This is a genomic window from Microtetraspora fusca, from assembly GCF_001570365.1.
In the GTDB taxonomy this organism is placed as follows: domain Bacteria; phylum Actinomycetota; class Actinomycetes; order Streptosporangiales; family Streptosporangiaceae; genus Microtetraspora; species Microtetraspora fusca.
Genome location: NZ_BBYK01000078.1, coordinates 17527 through 34241, shown reverse-complemented (window position 1 = coordinate 34241; position 16715 = coordinate 17527). Strand labels below are relative to the sequence as shown.

At 71.2% G+C, this 16715-nt stretch carries 10 protein-coding genes; 7 read left to right on the top strand and 3 right to left on the bottom strand.

Annotated elements, in window-relative coordinates:
* Nucleotides 1-675 precede the first annotated feature (675 nt).
* From AWQ68_RS36165 to AWQ68_RS36160, 3 genes are all read left to right on the top strand, one after another.
* Nucleotides 676-4941, top strand: a complete 4266-nt coding sequence (locus AWQ68_RS36165) for a discoidin domain-containing protein (RefSeq protein ID WP_066949922.1) — start codon at nucleotides 676-678, stop codon at nucleotides 4939-4941.
* Nucleotides 4942-5070: 129 nt separating this feature from the next.
* Nucleotides 5071-5220: a hypothetical protein gene (locus tag AWQ68_RS43150; protein WP_157546294.1), complete on the top strand. Its 150-nt coding sequence runs from the start codon at nucleotides 5071-5073 to the stop codon at nucleotides 5218-5220.
* Nucleotides 5217-8249, top strand: coding sequence for a DUF7824 domain-containing protein (locus AWQ68_RS36160; RefSeq protein ID WP_066949919.1), 3033 nt, complete (start codon nucleotides 5217-5219; stop codon nucleotides 8247-8249). Before AWQ68_RS43150 ends, AWQ68_RS36160 begins: the two co-directional genes overlap by 4 nt.
* A 46-nt stretch (nucleotides 8250-8295) precedes the next feature.
* On the opposite strand, the gene AWQ68_RS36155 is transcribed toward AWQ68_RS36160, so the two are convergent.
* Nucleotides 8296-9258, bottom strand: a complete 963-nt coding sequence (locus AWQ68_RS36155) for an EamA family transporter (RefSeq protein WP_174554184.1) — start codon at nucleotides 9256-9258, stop codon at nucleotides 8296-8298.
* Nucleotides 9259-9337: 79 nt separating this feature from the next.
* On the opposite strand from AWQ68_RS36155, the gene AWQ68_RS36150 reads away from it, so the two are divergent.
* Nucleotides 9338-10243 carry a LysR family transcriptional regulator gene (locus AWQ68_RS36150; protein WP_066949916.1) on the top strand — a complete coding sequence of 302 codons (906 nt, stop codon included), beginning with the start codon at nucleotides 9338-9340 and terminating at the stop codon, nucleotides 10241-10243.
* Nucleotides 10244-10398: 155 nt separating this feature from the next.
* Here the strand turns inward: AWQ68_RS36150 and AWQ68_RS36145 are convergent, their stop codons facing one another.
* Entirely contained in the window at nucleotides 10399-10647 is a 249-nt protein-coding gene (locus AWQ68_RS36145) for a hypothetical protein (RefSeq protein WP_157546291.1), read from the bottom strand.
* A gap of 37 nt (nucleotides 10648-10684) precedes the next feature.
* Here AWQ68_RS36145 and AWQ68_RS36140 point away from each other — a divergent pair, with 37 nt between their 5' ends.
* Together AWQ68_RS36140 and AWQ68_RS46020 are read left to right on the top strand one after the other, a co-directional pair.
* Nucleotides 10685-10885, top strand: a complete 201-nt coding sequence (locus AWQ68_RS36140) for a hypothetical protein (protein ID WP_066949909.1) — start codon at nucleotides 10685-10687, stop codon at nucleotides 10883-10885.
* Nucleotides 10886-10918: 33 nt separating this feature from the next.
* Nucleotides 10919-11389: an alpha/beta hydrolase gene (locus AWQ68_RS46020; protein ID WP_084464795.1), complete on the top strand. Its 471-nt coding sequence runs from the start codon at nucleotides 10919-10921 to the stop codon at nucleotides 11387-11389.
* A 28-nt stretch (nucleotides 11390-11417) separates the two neighbouring features.
* On the opposite strand, the gene AWQ68_RS36130 is transcribed toward AWQ68_RS46020, so the two are convergent.
* Complete coding sequence (locus AWQ68_RS36130) at nucleotides 11418-12503, bottom strand: threonine aldolase family protein (protein ID WP_066949902.1); 1086 nt, start codon at nucleotides 12501-12503, stop codon at nucleotides 11418-11420.
* Between the two features lie 747 nt (nucleotides 12504-13250).
* Between AWQ68_RS36130 and AWQ68_RS36125 the strand changes: the two genes are divergently transcribed.
* The gene (locus AWQ68_RS36125; protein ID WP_066949900.1) at nucleotides 13251-16685 is read left to right on the top strand and encodes a phosphodiester glycosidase family protein; all 3435 of its coding nucleotides are present in this window, start codon (nucleotides 13251-13253) and stop codon (nucleotides 16683-16685) included.
* The last annotated feature ends 30 nt before the right edge of the window (nucleotides 16686-16715 follow it).

Genomic DNA, 16715 nt, shown 5'->3' with positions numbered 1-16715 from the left:
GAGAGGTCCGTCGGGCAGGAGTTGCCGGGCACGTCGGCGGCCCACTCCCGCCGGTCGTCCGCGCTCCACCCGCGCTCGTGGACCAGCAGGTGGTACGTCTCCGGAGCGAGGATCGCCGTGGAGATGTCGGCCCGCCCTGGCGGCTCCCACTCCGGTCGTCGCCGGCCCCGGATCCTTCGTCGGCATCACATTCAGCCCCACTTGACTGAAGCGCCACTCTGGCGAAAGTCCTGCCGAAGGTGCGCCGCCGCGCGTTCGGCGTCCGGAGTGCGATGTGGGCGGCGGGCGCGGCCGTGGTCGGGTGGGCCGTCCCGTTGTCAACCGGCAGCCGACGGAGTCGCTGGCACGTCGCTCCGCGACGATCTCACCCGCCTGGCTTACGCAAACCGCGCGCCGCCGTACGCAAATTGACGCAAGCGTTTGCGTAAGAATTGCCGCAAGCGTTGCGTGTCATATCTCGGTACTCGTGGATAGGCGCACCCTTTGCGACCAGCATCGCATTCCGTTCTGGTGATTCCGTTCACCAGTCGAGTTTTTGCGAAATGAAGTTGGAACATTGCGGATTTCTGTTCGTCATCTTATGTTTCGGGCAGCGGCGCCGGATTCCCCTTCGTGAGGCCCCCCTGTTCAACGGCGCAGCTCTGTCACGTCCGAGGTCGACGAGAGGTACCCCCCATGAAGCGCAAGCCTCCCCTCTTACGTGTGATCGCGGCGATACTCGCCACCGCCCTGGCCGTCCTCGGGTGGCCCGCGTTACCCGCCTCCGCGGCCGGCGGCCCCAACCTGGCCGCCGGCAAAGCGGTCTCGGCCAGCAGCTCCACCAACGGCTACGGCGTCGGCAACATCAACGACGGCAACCAGGCCACCTACTGGGAGAGCGCGAACAACGCCTTTCCACAATGGGCCCGGGTCGATCTGGGCAGTTCCACGACCATCGACCAGGTGGTGCTCAAGCTGCCGGCGAGCTGGGAGCCCAGGACCCAGACGCTCTCCGTGGAGGGCAGCGCCGACGGGAACACCTTCGCCACCATGGTGTCCTCGGCCGGGTACGCCTTCGGACCGGCCAACGGCAACGCCGTGACGATCAACTTTCCCGCCACGAACGCGCGTTTCGTCCGGATCCACGTGATGGCCAACACCGGCTGGCCCGCCGGCCAGCTGTCCGAACTGGAGGTCTACGGCACGACCTCGTCCACCGGAAACCTCGCGCTGGGCAAGACGCTGACCTCGAGCAGCACCGCCAACGGCTACGTCGCGGGCAACGCGGGCGACGGCGACCAGGCCACGTACTGGGAGAGCGCGAACAACGCCTTCCCTCAGTGGATCCAGGTCGACCTGGGGGCGGCGGTCAGCGTGAACAAGCTGATCCTCAAGCTGCCGTCGAGCTGGGAGAGCAGGACGCAGACGCTGTCCGTGCAGGGCAGCACCAACGGCACGACGTTCACCACCGTCGCGGCCTCCGCCGCGCAGACGTTCAACCCGACCGCGACGATCACCTTCAACGCCACGACGACGCGGTACATCCGGCTGAACATCACGGCCAACACCGGCTGGCCCGCCGGCCAGCTGTCGGAGTTCGAGGTGTACGGCCCGGGCACGGGCGACACGGAACCGCCGACCGCGCCGGGCAACCTGGCCTACACCGAACCGGCGACCGGCCAGATCAAACTCACGTGGAGCGCCTCCACCGACAACGTCGGCGTCACGGGCTACGACATCTACGCCAACAACGAGCTGCTGACCAGCGTGGCCGGAAATATCACGACGTACACGGATAGTCGGCCCGGGAGTGAGACGGTCTCCTACTACGTCAAGGCGAGGGACGCGGCCGGCAACCAGTCTCCGGCCAGCAACACGGTCACCCGCAAGGGGTCCGGGGGCGACACCGAGGCGCCGACCGCGCCGGGCAACCTGGCCTACACCGAACCGACCTCCGGCCAGATCAAACTCACGTGGAGCGCCTCCACCGACAACGTCGGCGTCACGGGCTACGACATCTACGCCAACAACATCCTTCGGGATAGCGTCGCCGGAAATGTCCTGAGTTATACCGATAATCAGCCGGTGACGGCCACCGTCTCCTACTACGTCAAGGCCAAGGACGCGGCCGGCAACCAGTCTCCGGCCAGCAACACCGTCACCCGCAACGGCAGCGGCGGCGGCTCGAACATGGCCGTGGGCAAGCCCATCACCGCGTCCTCGTCCGTCTTCACGTTCGTGGCCGCCAACGCCAACGACAACAACGTGCAGACGTACTGGGAGGGCGCGGGCGGCTCCTACCCGAACACGCTGACCGTCCAGCTCGGCGCGAACGCCGACATCACCTCCGTGGTGCTGAAACTCGACCCGTCCAGCGCGTGGAGCACCCGCACCCAGACCATCCAGGTGCTCGGCCGGGAGCAGAGCGCCTCCGGGTTCACCGGTCTGGTGCCGGCCGCGACGTACACCTTCAATCCCGCCTCGGGGAACACGGTGACGATCCCGGTCAGCGCCAGGGTGGCCGACGTCCGCCTGACGTTCACCGCCAACAGCGGAGCGTCGGCGGGACAGGTCGCCGAGTTCCAGGTCATCGGCGTCCCCGCGCCGAACCCGGACCTGACCGTCACCTCCATGTCCTGGTCGCCCTCGGCTCCGGTGGAGACCGACGCCGTCACGATGTCGGCCGTGGTCAAGAACATCGGCACGGCGCCGTCGGGCGCGACCGACGTCGGCTTCTACCTCGGTGGCGCCAAGGTCGGCACGGCCGACGTCGGGGCGCTCGCCGCCGGCGCGTCGGCCACCGTGTCGGCGAACATCGGCACCCGGGACGCGGGCACCTACGCCGTCGGCGCCAAGGTGGACGAGTCCGGGACCGTCATCGAGCAGAACGAGACGAACAACACCTACACCCACCCGACCTCGCTCGTGGTCAAGCCGGTGGACTCCTCCGACCTGATCGCCTCGCCGGTGGCCTGGACGCCGGGCAACCCGGCGAACGGCAGCTCGGTCGCGTTCTCCGTGGCGATCAAGAACCAGGGCACGGTCGCGTCCGCCTCCGGCGCGCACGGCGTCACGCTGACCGTCGTCAACGACGGCGGCACGGTCGTGAAGACGCTCACCGGCTCCTACAACGGCGTGATCGCGGCCGGCGCCACCACCGCCCCGGTCTCCCTGGGCACGTGGACCGCGGCCAACGGCAAGTACACCGTCAAGACGGTCATCGCGAACGACGCGAACGAGTCGCCGGTCAAGCAGGCGAACAACACCACGACGCAGCCGCTGTTCGTCGGCCGCGGCGCGAACATGCCGTACGACATGTACGAGGCGGAGGACGGCGTGGTCGGCGGCGGCGCCCAGGTCGTCGGCCCGAGCAGGGACGTCGGCACGCTCGCCGGCGAGGCGTCGGGGCGACGAGCGGTGCAGCTGAACCAGACCGGCGCCTACGTGGAGTGGACCACCAAGGCTCCCACGAACACGCTGGTCACCCGCTTCTCCATCCCCGACGCGCCGGGCGGCGGCGGGACCAACGCGACGCTGAACATCTACGTCGACGGCACCTTCCGCAAGGCCATCGACCTGACCTCGAAGTACGCCTGGCTGTACGGCGACGAGGCGAGCCCGGGCAACTCGCCCGGAGCCGGATCGCCGCGGCACATCTACGACGAGGCCAACATCATGCTCGACACGACCATCCCGAAGGGGAGCAAGATCAGGCTGCAGAAGGACCCGGCGAACACCTCGACGTACGCGATCGACTTCGTCAGCCTGGAGCAGGTCTCGCCGGTCGACAACCCGGATCCGGCGCGTTACGCGGTGCCGACCGGCTTCACGCAGCAGGACGTGCAGAACGCCCTGGACCGGGCGCGCCAGGACACCAACCTGGTCGGCGTCTACCTGCCCGCCGGCACCTACCAGACCACGGGCAAGTTCCAGGTGTACGGCAAGCCGGTCAAGGTGATCGGCGCGGGACCCTGGTACACGAGGTTCGTCTCCCCGGCGAACCAGGAGAACACCGACGTCGGGTGGTCGACCCAGGCGTCGACGAACGGCTCGACGTTCGCGAACTTCGCCTACTTCGGCAACTACACCTCTCGCATCGACGGTCCCGGCAAGGTCTTCGACATGTCGCGCGTCTCCGGAATCACCATCGACAACATCTGGGTGGAGCACCAGGTGTGCATGTACTGGGGCGCGAACGTGGACCACATCACGATCAAGAACTCCCGGATACGCGACACGTTCGCCGACGGCGGCAACTTCACCAACGGCAGCTCGGACAACCTCGTCAGCAACGTCGAGGCCCGCGCCACCGGCGATGACAGCTTCGCGCTGTTCGCGGCCGTCGACACGGTCAACGCCGACCAGCAGGGCAACGTCCTGGAGAACCTCACGTCGATCCTGACCTGGCGGGCGGCAGGCATCGCGGTGTACGGGGGACAGAACAACACCGTCCGCAACGTCTACATCGCCGACACGCTCGTCTACTCCGGCATCACGATCAGCTCGCTCGACTTCGGCATCCCGATGCGGGACTTCGGCCCGGGGCAGACCAAGTTCGAGAACATCTCGGTGGTCCGGTCGGGCGGCCACTTCTGGGGCGCGCAGACGTTCCCGGGGATCTGGGTCTTCTCCGCGTCGAAGAAGTTCCAGGCGATCCGGGTGACCGACGTGGACATCGTCGATCCGACGTACAGCGGGATCATGTTCCAGACCGCCTATGTGGGAGGACAGCCGCTCAACCCGGTGACCGACACGGTGTTCACCAACGTCTCGATCTCCGGGGCTCACAAGAGCGGCGACGCCTACGACGCCAAGTCCGGCTTCGGCATCTGGGCGAACGAGATGCCGGAGCCCGGCCAGGGTCCGGCCGTGGGATCCGCCACCTTCAACAACCTCAAACTGGCCGACAACCACACGAACATAAGGAACCTGACGAACTTCGTCATCACCGTCAACCCGTAACGGCGCACAGGGGCCGGCGGCTGGTTCCGTCCAGCCGCCGGCCTCCGGCCGGCAACGCTTTGGGGCGTCGCAGCGCTGCGGCCCACGTTCGCGGGGGTTTTGTCGGAGGTGATCTCTAGCCTCTGCGGCATGACGACTGCGACGCAGGCGTGCTTCGACGTCTGTTCCCCTATATCTTTTGCCGGCGCCCTCCTCTGGCCGTCCCCGTATGGCGGCCGCGTGCTGCCGGGCTCCCGCGTCCACCCGCGTCTCTTCACGGCACAGGCGGTGACCGCGTGACCGCCTGGGAGAGGGTGCGCAAGGTCATCGCCACCGGCGACGCCGTGCGGACGGCGGCCGAGGTGCTCGGTCTCGACGACGCGGGACGGCGCGAGGTGGCCCGCGAGCTGCCCGGCCACATCGGCGTCGCCAGGCAGGAAGCCCATGAGCGCCACGAGCGCCGCCAGGCCGAGGCGTCCCAGGCCGAGGAGCGGGCCATGAAGGAGTTCGTCCGCACCGCGATGGCCCGGGGCGCCTCCAGCGAGGACGCGCACGGGGAGTGGTGGACGACGATCGCGCGCCGCCGTCACCAGGAGTTCTGGGTGGACTGGAGCGAGCGCGACACCTGGATCGAGCCGATGCGGGTCGCCGGAGCGGGCACGCTCGGCGGCGCGGCGGCCGTCGCGACCTGGCTGTACCGGCGGGACTTCACCCGTTGGGAAACGGAGACCGAGCTCGGCCCGCTGCTCAGGGTCATCGCGGCACGTCCGGCGGAGTGGCAGGCCGACCTCGCCGTACGGCTGGCCCTGCGCCTGCGCGGCACCCGGGCACAGGCGAGGGACGACAGCGCGGCGCTGGCGCTGGAACTGCTGCGCCGTACCGGAGCGGTCCCGCCCGACCACGACCCGCTCGTGGTCGCCTGGGTGTCCAACCCGCCCGACCTGGAGCGCGATCCGCTGACCGAGCACCTGGTCCACCGGATCTTCGAGGCCGAGGGCGTGGGCCGGGCGCTGCGCGACGAGCGGCTCGGAGCGCCCGAATGGGCCCGGGACCGGCGCTCCTGGCTGCGCTCGCTCCGTGACCTGGTCGGCACCGGCCGGGTCAGCCGCGACCTGCTGGTCGACGGCTGCGTCCGGCGGTTCCTGCTCGGCGGCGGCAACGCCGCCGACCTGCGCTTCTTCGTCCGGCTGCACGACCTGCTCGACCCCGCTCCCAGCCAGGAGCGTTCCCGCGACTACCTGCGGCTGCTGCCCGCCGCACCGGGTCCGGTGGCCGAGCTGGCCCTGAAACAACTGCGCCGCGCCGGCGGCCTGAGCGGCGACGAGGTCAACGAGGCGGTGGAGGCGCTGCTGTGCCGCGCCGAGGGCAAGCTGGTCCGCGCCGGGCTGACCTGGCTCGACCAGGCGGCCCGCGACGCCGGCGACGACCTCGACCATCTGGCGCCCGCGCTCGCGTCCGCCTTCCTGTGCGAGTCGTACGAGGTGCAGGAGCGGGCGGTACGGCTGGCCGTCAAGCACGCCGGACGCTTCTCGCCGATCGGCGCCGAGGCCGTTCGCGAGGCGGCGACCGTGCTGCCCGCGGACCTGGTGGCGCGGCTGGCCGAGGCGTACGGCGAGATGGACTCCCCGCCGGTGGAAGACGACGACTTCCAGGCCGTTCCGCTTCCGTCGTTCAAGGCGCCCGCCCGCAAGCCGTTCCCGCCCGCCCGCGACGACCTGGCCGGCACGTACGCCCAGCTCGACAGCGGCGTCGCGTTCGAGCGCTGGCTCGACGGCTTCGTGCGCAACCCGGCGGCCAGGAAGGCGCCACGCGGCAAGCGCGCACGGGCCGGCCGGGACGAGCTGTACAGGCGGCGCCACTGGTCGCGGCCGGAGCACTGGGCCGAGGCGCTGCTGCGCGAAGCCGCCGACCCCGGCCAGGAGCCGCCCGTCTCCGAGCCCGTGACCCCGCCCGCCTACGTCGGCGGCATCGACCTGCGCACCTCCGCCGGTGACGTCGAGGTCGACCTCGACGGCCTGGTCGATCCGGTGCGGAGTTTCATCACCTTCGACCTGGTCGAAGTCGGACCCGGCGCCCTCCAGAACGGCGAGGAACCGGCCGAAGGGGAGAGACTCGGCACCTCACCCGGGTCGAGGGAGCACGGGCGCCGGCTGAAGCGCGCGCCGGCCACGTCGCGAGACCGGTTGCCCGGCGCGCACACCCTCTCCGTGCCGCAGTGGGCCGTGCTCCTGCGCTGCGCCGAGATCCATGCCGCCCTGATAGCCGGGGAGCTCCCGCCGTACCTGCTGGCCACCCCGACCCTCACCTCGGGGCACATCGACCCCGCGGTGCTGGTCGCCCGCCTGGAGGGCTACGAACGGGCGAGCGTCCGGGCGCTGCCCTCCGACCTGCAGCAGGCGCTGCTCCGCCTGCCGAGGGAGGTGGATGCCGACGTTGTGGAGCGCGCCGGGAGGCTGACCTCGGAGGCGGGCGCCACGCTGGCCCGCTGGCTGAAGGAACGGCCCGAGCCCGTGACGCGCGTCGACTGGGCCCACGCCGACGGCGACTACACCCACGACCGGGAGCCGGGAGAGCCCGGTCCCACGCTGCGTCCCCGCATCCTGCTGGAGCCGACGGGGATGGAACTGGTCGACGCGCTCCTGGCCGATCCGCCCTCCTGGCGCCGGAACGACAGCGTCGCCATGGCGTACTGGCGGCTCATCCTGCCCTCCAACCGGGAAGCGGTGGCCATGTACCTCGTGCCCCACCTGCTCCACCTGTGGGAGCGGCCCTTCTCCTTCCAGCAGCACGTGACCGAGCTGTTCCACCAGGACGGACCAGTGGGTGACGGGCTGGCGCTGCTGGTCGCCTCCCTGTTGACGGAGCACGGCTGGTACCACACGCCTGAGCGCGGTCAGGAGCTGCTGCTGCGCGCGATCGTCGCCGGCTGCCTGCCCGCGGTGGAGTGCGGCAGGCAACTCGGCCTCCTCCTCCGGCGGGCCTCGGTCAAGCTGAGCCAGGTGACCTCGTCGCTGGACGCCTGCGCGAGGAAGGGCGCCCATCGGGAGGTCTGGGAGATCATGACCGGCCTGCTGCCCGTCTACCTGCCGGGGCCGGGCGAGCGCGCGCACTCCGCCCACACCCAGGCGCTCACCTTCGCCGTCGAGGCGGCCCGCCGGGCGGACGCCCGCGGCACGCTCCCGGAGGTCGCCGAGATCGCCGCGCGTAAGGGGACGAGCGGATTCGTCCGTACGGCCCGGCGCCTGCACGAGCGGCTCGGCGGGCGGGAGAAGGCCGAAGCGCCGCCCCGGTCGCTCCTCGCCCCTGACCTCGCGAAGGCGGCGAAGTGAGGGGACATGAAGGGGAGCGGGGGACGGCGTTGGCGCTTTTACAGTGTCATGCAGCGGCGTGGTGCTCGGACGCCGCGAGGACATCGGGGCGGCGGCGCCTGGGCGTGCGCGGGGGAAGCTGTCCCGCGACGATCGAGGCGAGCGACAGCGCGAACCCGAGAAGCTGGATCGGGCCGAGCGTCTGGCCGAGCAGGAGGGCGCCGAGAAGCGCGGCGACCATCGGGGAGATCAGGCCGAGGACCGCGACCGACGTGACGGGCAACGCGGTCACGCCGCGGAACCACAGGACGTAGGCGAGCAGGCCGCCGACCAGCCCCAGCCAGAGGTAGCCGATGGCGGCGGTGCCGTCGATCGCGGGCGGCGGCCCTTCGACGAGGAACGTGACGGGCACCAGGAACAGGCCGCCGGAGGTGAGTTGCCATCCGGCGAACGCCGTGGGGCCGACTCCGGCGGGCCGTCCCCAGCGCTTGGTGAGCGTCACGCCCAACGCCATCACCACCGCTCCGGCGAGGCCGGCCCCGATCCCGACCGCGTCGAAGGCCGCGGCGGGGCCGATCACCACCAGGCCGACGCCCACGACGCCGACCGCACCCCAGACGAAGCGGCGCGGGGACGGACGCTCATGGAGGACCATCACGGCCAGGGCGGCGACGATGATCGGCTGAGCCGCCCCCAGCGTGGCGGCGACGCCGCCCGGCAGACGCTCCGCGGCCGTGAACAGGAACGGGAAGAACAGGCCGATGTTCAGCACACCGAGCGCCGCGGCCTTCCACCACCACGTCCCGCGCGGGAACGTCCGCGTGATCGCGAGCGCGATCAGGCCCGCGGGCAACGACCGCAGCAGCCCGGCGAACAGCGGATGCCCCGGGGGAAGGAACTCGGTGGTGATGATGTAGGTCGTGCCCCAGACCACGGGCGCGAGCGCCGTCGCCGCCGTACCGGCCAGGTTCCCGTACGGGCGGCCTGCGGTGGTTCCAGTCGAGATGGTGTGTGTCGCCGTGTTTCTCACACGACGAGTCTGGGGCTCGCGGCATCAATGAGTCCAACACATGTTTTTCACATCATCTATCGTGATACACGATAGATCCATGGAGCTCCAGCAGATCCGCTACGTCCTCGCGGTGGCCGAGACGAACAGCTTCACCCGCGCCGCCGAGCGGTGCCTGGTCGTCCAGTCCGCCCTCAGCCACCAGATCGCGCGTCTGGAACGTGAACTCGGCGCGCGGCTCTTCGACCGCACCAGCCGCATGGTGCGGCTGACGCCGGCCGGTGAGGCGTTCCTCCCCGCCGCCCGCCAATGCCTGGACGCCGCGGAGCGCGCCGTGGCCGAGGTCGCCGCCGCTGTCGGGGAGGTGCGCGGACGGCTCAGCGTGGGGGTGATCCCCACCGTCGCCGCGGTCGACATCCCGGCCGTATTGGACGACTTTCGCCGGAAGTACCCGAACGTGCGCGTCGGTTTGCGCGTGGGCGCCAGCGAGGACCTCGTCGAACAGGTCAAGGAGGGAGCCGTCGACGTCGCTTTCCTCGGCCTGCCGGCCACGGCTCGCCCGCAGGGCGTCCGCTCCCACGTACTCGCCCGTGACCGGCTCGTCGCCGTGGTCGCGCCGGGGCATCCGCTCGCGGGGGAGCCGCATGTCGATCTCCACCGGCTCTCGTCCGAGGTGTTCGTGGACTTCCCGGCCGGTACGGCGGGGCGGATCCAGTCCGACCAGGCCTTCGCGGCCGCGGGCCTCGGCCGCGAGGTCGCCTTCGAGGTGACCGCCGCGGATTTCATGGCCCGGCTCGTCCGGCGGGGGCTCGGCATCGCCATGCTGGCGTCCACCTACACGCCTCACCTCACCGGCGTGGTCACCGTCCCGGTGTCCGACGCGCCGTCCCGGGTCGAGCACCTTGTGTGGAGCCGGTTCAGCCTCACGCCCGCGGCGTCCGCGTTCCTCGTCGCGGTCGGCGTCCCGGCCGAGCTTCTCCCGGAGCGGCACCGATCCGATGAGTGACAGGGGTGAGCTTTCGCCCGCGAACCGGCGGCTGACGGGCGCCGTCGTGGCGCGGCGGGATGACATCCCCCGGTCTGATCCGCCTGCCCCCGAACCAGCCCCCGGTCCGACGCGGCCGGGGCGCCGGTTCCGCGATCGTGATCGGCATGCTGAAATCAATCGCCGTGGCCCTGACCTTGCTGGGTTCGGGCGCGCACACCCCGCAGGCCGCCGATCCGCTCGATTGGAAGCCCTGCCCCGGCGACAAGGTCGGGATGGAATGCGCCGACCTCGAGGTTCCGGTCGACCGGGGAAAGGCCGACGGCCGCACGATCACGCTGAAACTGGGCCGGCTCAAGGCCACCGGCCGCTCCGAAGGCATCGTCCTGGTGGCGTACGGCGGGCCGGGCGCGGATCGCGCTCACCCAGTCCCTCGACTGGTGGTCCGGGCTCCGCGAGCGCATGGACATCGTCACGTGGGACACCCGGGGGTACGGCGAGCAGTTCGGCGGCCTCGGCACCGGCCTGCCGTGCACCTGGACCCGGCTCCCACTGCCGAGGTTCCCCGAGGACGACGCGGAATTCGGGCGGCTCGCCGACGCCAACCGCGGGTACGCCGAGGCCTGCCGCGCCAAGGACCCCGAGCTCTTCGCCGCCATGTGATCAGCCAAGCAGGGCGCCGAGGCGTGGCCGAAGCTGGCGCGCGACATCCGCGCGGCAGTCGCCGGTGACGCCTCCGGTTTCGTCCCCGAACGCGGCCTTCGTTATCCCGACCAGTCGACCGGCGTCACCGAATGCCTCGACTGGCCCCGTCCCTCCGGCCGCGCCGAACTGGAGTCGCTGGTCGCCCGGCTGCGCAAGGTCGCCCCGGACGCCGGAGCCGCCAACACCCTGGCGACCGGGAGCCTCGGCTGCGTCGGCTGGCCGGTGCCGGTCACCAACCCGCCCGCCCCGCTGCCGAAGGGGCTGCCGCCGATGCTCGGCGCGGGCGCCTGGGGCGAGTCGGACGCCGTCCAGCGGGTGCTCGCGCAGGTGCCGGGCAGTGTCACCGTCCGCCACGAGGGCCCCGGCCACACGCTCTACGGCGTCAACGCCTGCGCCCGCGCCCACATCAACCGCTATTTCACCGACGGCGCGCTGCCCACGGCGGCCACGGTGACGTGCTGACGGAGAACGCCTCGGGCCGCCGGGCCGTTCACTTCTCGTAGCGGGCGGCGCGGGCCAGCAGGTCGCGGACGAGGGAGACCACCTCGTCCGGAGCGAACTCCATGGCGTTCTCGCCGACGCTGATCTCGAAGCCGCAGCGGGAGGGATCCGGGCCGGAGCGCACCCGCCCCCAGAGCTGGACGCCGTGCTCGGCGAGGATGTCCGCGCCGGCCCGCTCGACCGCCCGCTTGGAAGCCGGCAGATGGACGTGGAACAGCGGCGTCTGCGGAGGATCGGGGTACGCGCGGGCCGCGCCGTCGGCGTTGACGGCCGCCGCGATGGCGATCGCGTGCTCACGGTAGGCGGGCATCCGCGGGACCCGGGTGTCGAGGCCGACCAGGGCGGCCAGCGCGAGCGGCCACGCGTCGTCGATGCCGCCGCCGAGACGCTGCCGCCACACGCGCGCGGCGCGTACGGTGGCGGTGTCCGCGGCGAGCACCGCGCCGCGCACTCCCTGGAGGCTCTTGTAGAGCGAGACGTACACCGAGTCGAAGAGCGCGGCGATCTCGTCCAGCGGCCGCCGGTAGTAGGTCTGGGCCTCCCACAGCCGGGCGCCGTCCAAGTGGGCGGCGGCGCCCGAGGCTCGTACGACGGCGACCTGGTCGCGGAGATCGTCCCATTCCGGCAGGAGGCCGCCGAGGTCGCGCTGCGGCAGCTCCCAGACGGCCGCCGCGAGGGGCTCGTCGATCGCCGCCAGGTCGTCGGCCGTCATCAGTTCGTTGGGGTCGCCCGTGCGGTGGAACCACAGGCCGTGGACGGCGTTGTAGCCCTGTTTCTCCCACATGTCCAGATGCGACTGCGAGTGGGCGGCGAACGCGCGGCGTCCGCGCCGGTCCGCGTGGACGCGCAGCGCCACCTGCTGCGCCATGGTCCCGCTGGGGAAGAAGAGCGCGGTCTCCTTGCCGAGCAGCTCCGCCAGCCGCCGTTCCAGCACCGCGACGGGGCCGTCGGGGCCGTCCGGCGGCGTGTCATCATCCACCAGTTCGAGCATCCGCTCCAGCATCGCGCGCGGCTTTCGCCGGATCGGCGCGTGCAGGAACAGCGACCGCCGCACGGAGGAGCTGCGATCGGCCATGTGCACCTTCCTTGCTATTGCGGCTAATTTGCGATAGATCGTAGCCGATTCGACCTGTTGCGGCGGGCGGTCCGGACGGCCACCACTGTGCAGGTGAGCGCGAGTGCCAAGCAGGCATACACGACGGGGTTGACGTACGCCGGGACCAGGTCCGTGGTGGTGCCGTCGCTCCATCGGCATCGGTGGGTGAGCAGCAACCACGTCCAACTCGTCGCCGGGGACCCCAACGGCTTGTCCGCGCAGTATTCGCTGGTTGGACGCAGTTCGAGGAAACGTCCTGCCAATACGCCGTGTACGTAGGACACGCCCGCGACAAGCAGCGCTGGGTAGGGGAGGAGACGGGTGGCTTTCATGACTCGATCCTCCCCGCCGATCGGTATATCCGGCGCGTGTCCCAGCTTTGATCGGGAGGCGCGCAAGAGCGGCGGCGATGCCGACGTTCGGATCGGTGAGAGCTGGAACTCGATGGGGGAGCCCATGGCCGGATTGCGTGAGGGCATACCGGCTGCGATCGCGGCACCCGATGTTGTGATCTACGTTGTAAAGGAAGGCGAGGGTTTCCCGGGGTGGATTCGGTGACCGGGCGGCGTTGGCGGTGGCTGTCGTTTACCCAGGTCTGAGGCGATATCCGCGCGTGTGGAGGTCGGGTCGAGGGTCAGGTGGAAGATCGCCGGGGTCGGATGAAGTTTTCTTTTAAGACACGTCGAAGTCTTGAAACTTGTAACCAGAACGCGATTGAGTTCGCTCGTGTCACAACGTCACCACCCCCGCTTGCTGGCCGTGGCCCTCCTCGCCCCGCTGCTCGCGTTCAGCGCGACCACCGGGCCCGCCAAGGCCGACGCATCACCCCCGCAGCCGCAGCATCCCCTCGTCGAGGACGCGGCCCCCGCGTCCTCCTATCCGGCCGCCTCCACGCTGCTCGCCACCCCCGGCACGCAGCAGTTGGAGACGGCGAAGCAGACCCGGCCGGTCGCGCCGGGCGTCACGCTCACCTCGTTCGACCGCTACGACGCGGCCGGCTGGTTACGCGCCGACGCGATCACCGCCGACCTCACCGGCGGCGCGAGCGCCGGCTACGTCTTCTCCGGGGAGGTGTCGAAGACCGAGCCGTTGTCCGGGCCGGTGAAGCGCGGCCGCGCGATCGCCGCCGTCAACGGCGACTTCTTCGACATCAACAACTCGGGGGCGGCCCAGGGCGTCGGCGTCCGCGACGGAGAGCTCGTCCAGTCCTCGGTCGCCGGCCACGGCAACGCGGTCGCGCTCACGCCCGACGGCATCGGGCGCGTCCTGCAGATGCGCTTCGACGGCACCGCCACTCCAGCGGGCGGCGACCCGATCACCCTGACCCAGTTCAACCAGCTCATCCAGGCCAATGGCGTCGGCGTGTTCACCCCGCTGTGGGGCTCCTACGATCGCGGTCGCGCGGTCGCGGGCGCCGCCACGGTCACCGAGGTCGTGCTCCGCGACGGCGCCGTCGCGGAGGTACGCTCCGCCGCCGGCAGCGGCCCGATCCCGGCGGGCACGACGATCCTCCTCGGCCGCGAAGCCGGAGCCGCGGCCCTGGCCCGGCTGAAGCCGGGCGACCGCGTCGACGTGGCGTACCAGCCGAAGGCCTCCGACGGCGGCGCCGTCAAGACCGCGATCGGCGGCGGTGACATCGTCGTCAAGGACGGCGTCGCCCAGGTCTTCTCCGACAACGCCGCCCACCCGCGCACCGCCCTCGGCTTCTCCGCCGACGGCCGCACGATGTACATGCTGACCGTCGACGGCCGCCAGGCCGACAGCCGGGGCGTCACCCTCACCGAGCTCGGGGCCATGATGGCCGAACTCGGCGCGCGCAACGCGATCAACCTCGACGGCGGCGGCTCCTCCACGATGCTCGCCCGCAAGCCCGGCTCCGCCGACGCCCGCGTGGAGAACAGCCCCTCCGACGGCGAGGAGCGGCACGTCCCCAACGGCCTGGCCCTCTACGCCCCCGCCGGCAGCGGCAAGCTCAAGGGCTTCTGGGTCGAGACGGCCGCCGATCCGGTGAAGGCGCCGGGCACCGGGCCGACCACGGGCGGACGCACCGACCGCGTCTTCCCCGGGCTCACCCGCAGGCTCACCGCCGACGGCTACGACGAGACGTACGGCCCGGTGGAGGGCGCGCCCTCGTGGCGGGCCACGCCGGCCGTGCACGGGCAGGTCGGCCGCGACGGCGTCTTCCACGCCTCGGTTTCGGGCCAGACGACCGTCACCGCCTCGCGCGGCGGCGCCAAGGGCACGATCGAGCTCACCGTCCTGCAGCCCCTCGTACGGCTCGGCGCCACGGCCGACCTGGTCGGCCTCGGCGGCGCGGACGACTCGGGCGTCTTCGGCGTGGTGGGCTACGACCGCAACGGCAACTCCGCCCCCATCGAGCCCGGCGACGTGCGTCTCGACTACGACACGGCCCTGTTCGACGTCGCCCCCGCCGAGCACGGCCTGTTCACGGTGACGTCGAAGAAGGCGACCGGCTCGGGCACGATCACCGTCTCCGTCGGCAAGGCCACCACCGCGGTGCCGGTGACGGTCGGCTACCAGGACGTCTCGGTCGCCGACTTCGAGGACGCCGCCTCCTGGACGTTCTCCGCGGCGCGCGCCACCGGGTCGCTGTCGCCGACGCCGGGCCAGAGCGGCGGCGGGCTGCGGCTCGCGTACGACTTCACCCAGTCGACGGCCACGCGGGCGGCCTACGCCAGCCCGCCCCAGCAGATCACCATCGAGGGGCAGCCGCAGGCGTTCGGGATGTGGATCCGCTCGTCCGGGAACGGGGAGTGGCCGAGCCTGGAGTTCTACGACGCCCAGGGACAGTCGCAGATCCTGCGCGGCCCGTACCTCACCTGGACCGGCTGGAAGTACGTCGAGTTCGCCGTTCCGCCCGGGGTGAACTACCCGCTGAAGCTCCGGCGCTTCTACGTCGCGGAGACCAGGGCCGACCAGCTGTACAACGGTGAGATCGCCGTCGACGGGCTGGTCGCCAAGGTGCCGCCGCCGGTGAGCGCCCCGCCCGCCGCCAAGGTGGCCGACCCGGTCATCCGCACCGGCGCCGCGGTGGCCGGCATGCCGTGGCGGTTCGCGGTCATGTCCGACGGTCAGTTCGTGGCGCGCGACCCCGGCAGCGACATCGTCGCCAACGTCCGCCGCACCCTGCGGGAGATCAAGGCGGCCAAGCCCGACTTCCTGATCATCGACGGCGACTTCGTCGACGAGGCGTCCCCCGAGGACTTCGCGCTGGCCAAGCGCATCCTGGACGAGGAACTCGGCGGCGAGCTGCCGTTCCACTACGTGCCCGGCAACCACGAGGTGATGGGCGGCAAGATCGACAACTTCAAGACGGTCTTCGGCGACACCTACGGCACGTTCGACCACAAGGGCACCCGCTTCATCACCCTCGACACCTCGCGGCTGAACCTGCTCGGCGGAGGGTTCGAGCAGGTGGCCATGCTCAGGAAGCAGCTCGACGCGGCCGCGAAGGACCCCGCGATCGGCTCGGTCGCCGTGCTGTTCCACGTGCCCCCGCGCGACCCGACGCCCGGCAAGGGCAGCCAGCTCGGCGACCGCAAGGAGGCCGCGCTGGTCGAGAGCTGGCTGGCCGACTTCCAGCGCACCACCGGCAAGGGAGCGGCCTACATCGGCGGTCACGTCGGGACGTTCCACGCCTCGCACGTCGACGCCGTGCCGTACTTCATCAACGGCAACTCCGGCAAGAACCCGGCCACGGCGGCCGACGACGGAGGGTTCACCGGCTGGTCGCTGTGGGGCGTCGACCCGGTGACGGCCAAGGAGGCCGAGCACGTCCGGCGCAACTGGTTCGTGGACGCGCCGACCTGGATCGGCACCCAGGTCCGTCCGCACGTGGACGAGCTGACCCTCACCGCGCCCGCTTCCGTGCAGGTCGGCGGGTCCGGCCGCGTGTCGGCGACCCTGACGCAGGACGGCCGTACGGTTCCCGTCGCCCATCCCGTCTCGGCCGACTGGTCCGGCTCTCCGAACCTGTACGTCGGCGACCGCGCCGACGCCAAGCCCTGGCACGTCGCGGTGCTGGACCCGGAGACCGGGACCATCACGGCGCTGCGCCCGGGACAGGTCGTGGTCGCCGTCACGGTCAACGGCGTCACCCGCCAGGCCACGGTCGCGCTGGCCGCCCGCGCGGCCGCCTGACCGGCGCCCCCAGGCGGGCCCTCTCGCGGT

Coding starts and splice junctions, on each gene's coding strand:
- AWQ68_RS36165 (WP_066949922.1), top strand. CDS start 676: ATGAAGCGCAAGCCTCCCCTCTTACGTGTGATCGCGGCGATACTCGCC.
- AWQ68_RS43150 (WP_157546294.1), top strand. CDS start 5,071: ATGACGACTGCGACGCAGGCGTGCTTCGACGTCTGTTCCCCTATATCT.
- AWQ68_RS36150 (WP_066949916.1), top strand. CDS start 9,338: ATGGAGCTCCAGCAGATCCGCTACGTCCTCGCGGTGGCCGAGACGAAC.
- AWQ68_RS36140 (WP_066949909.1), top strand. CDS start 10,685: ATGGACATCGTCACGTGGGACACCCGGGGGTACGGCGAGCAGTTCGGC.
- AWQ68_RS36130 (WP_066949902.1), bottom strand. CDS start 12,503: ATGGCCGATCGCAGCTCCTCCGTGCGGCGGTCGCTGTTCCTGCACGCG.